1 protein-coding gene is annotated in these 1,845 nt (G+C 59.6%); it reads left to right on the top strand.

What is annotated here, in order from left to right; genetic code table 11:
- The first annotated feature begins 399 nt into the window (after nucleotides 1–399).
- Nucleotides 400–1,821 (top strand): group II intron reverse transcriptase/maturase, encoded by a 1,422-nt coding sequence (ltrA, locus tag GYA94_RS20880; RefSeq protein WP_161893011.1) that lies wholly within the window; start codon nucleotides 400–402, stop codon nucleotides 1,819–1,821.
- Nucleotides 1,822–1,845: the final 24 nt, after the last annotated feature.

Here is a 1,845-nt window from a genome sequence, read left to right as displayed (position 1 = left end):
GCGCAACCAGCTTGGTTGTGGTGGCCTCGCTGGTGACTTGGAGGTGAAAGTCCTCTACACACCCGACAAGGGGAAGTGTTAGCCAGAGGCAAGGGTGTCGTGGGCGACTGCGAATCTGAAGGAAGCCCGAGGCAAAATGCTGGCCTGACGAACAGGAAGCGGATACGAGGCGGTGCAGCGGGGTGAGGAGGCCACAATCTTCAAAGCCCAATACTTGCACGGAACGCTGCGACGTAAATCCGACAGGCATAAGCAGGAAGGTCGCGCGAATTACCCTGGGAGATCTGCACGTTTGCCACTGTGCTACCGGGCGTCGAGAGGCGACGGGATGAGCATGCAGAAGTCAGCCGAAGCCGTAGTAAGTGGCGGTTAACCGCGTCACCAAGGGCCGAACAGGTTATGCCGCCAGTAGGCGTCACTGTCTCGTTGGTAGCCGCAATGCAGAAATTTCCTAAAACGGAATCTGTCACTCCGAATCCCGGCCAGAAGCCGAGGGTGATGCCTGGCAGTGCAAAGGTGCCGGCGGCGTCAGCGACGTGGACGAACGCGGAGCCGGACACGCTGATGGAGCGAGTGCTTGCACCGGCCAACCTCAGGCGTGCGTATCAACGCGTGGTTAGCAACAAGGGGGCTCCGGGTGCCGATGGCATGACGGTCGCTGACTTGGCGGGCTACGTGAAACAGTATTGGCCAACCCTCAAGGCCAAGTTGCTGGCCGGTGAATACCATCCCCAAGCAGTGCGAGCGGTTGAAATTCCCAAGCCGCAGGGCGGCACACGGCAACTGGGAATCCCCGCCGTCGTGGATCGCCTGATCCAGCAAGCACTGCAGCAGCAGCTCACACCTATCTTCGACCCACTGTTCTCGGACTACAGCTATGGTTTTCGTCCGGGCAGAAATACGCATCAAGCCATCGAGATGGCTCGTGCTCATGTGACAGCGGGACACCGCTGGTGCGTGGAACTCGATCTGGAGAAGTTTTTCGATCGGGTCAATCACGACATCCTCATGGCCTGCATCGAACGTCGGATCAAAGACAAGTGCGTACTCAGGCTTATCCGCCGCTACCTTGAAGCCGGGATCATGTCGGGCGGTGTCGTCAGCCCACGGCAGGAGGGGACGCCGCAAGGCGGCCCGCTTTCGCCGTTGCTGTCGAATATCTTGCTCGACGAGCTCGACCACGAGTTGGAGCGGCGTGGCCATCGCTTCGTGCGCTATGCCGATGACGCGAACATTTATGTGCGCAGTGCTCGGGCTGGCGAACGGGTATTGGCCAGTGTCGAGCGCTTCCTGAGTCAACGTTTGAAACTGACGGTGAATCGGAAGAAGAGTCGAGTAGCGAGAGCCTGGAAGTGTGATTACTTGGGTTATGGGATGAGCTGGCATCAGCAGCCAAGGCTGCGGGTGGCAACGGCGAGCCTGAGTCGCCTGCGCGACCGGCTCGCAGAGCTGCTGTGTGGCGCACGGGGCCGCAAGATGGCAAACACCATCGAGCGGATAAACCCCGTACTACGAGGCTGGGCGAGTTACTTCAAGCTCAGCCAGAGCAAACGGCCACTTGAGGAGCTGGATGGCTGGATCAGGCACAAACTCCGCTGTGCCATTTGGCGCCAATGGAAGCAGCCCTCTACGAGGGCGCGCAACCTGATGCGTCTGGGCTTAAGCGAGGAGCGTGCCTGTAAATCGGCCTATAACGGCCGAGGCCCATGGTGGAACTCGGCGGCGCCACATATGAATCAGGCACTGCCGAAGAAACTATGGGATCGACTCGGACTGGTCTCGATACTGGATACGATCAACCGGCTTAGCCGCATAGCTTGAACCGCCGTGTACGGAGCCGTACGC

It is taken from the genome of Pseudomonas juntendi (genome assembly GCF_009932375.1).
Lineage (GTDB): Bacteria > Pseudomonadota > Gammaproteobacteria > Pseudomonadales > Pseudomonadaceae > Aquipseudomonas > Aquipseudomonas juntendi.
This window is presented reverse-complemented; position numbering and strand designations above follow the sequence as displayed.

Coding starts and splice junctions, on each gene's coding strand:
- ltrA (WP_161893011.1), top strand. CDS start 400: ATGCCGCCAGTAGGCGTCACTGTCTCGTTGGTAGCCGCAATGCAGAAA.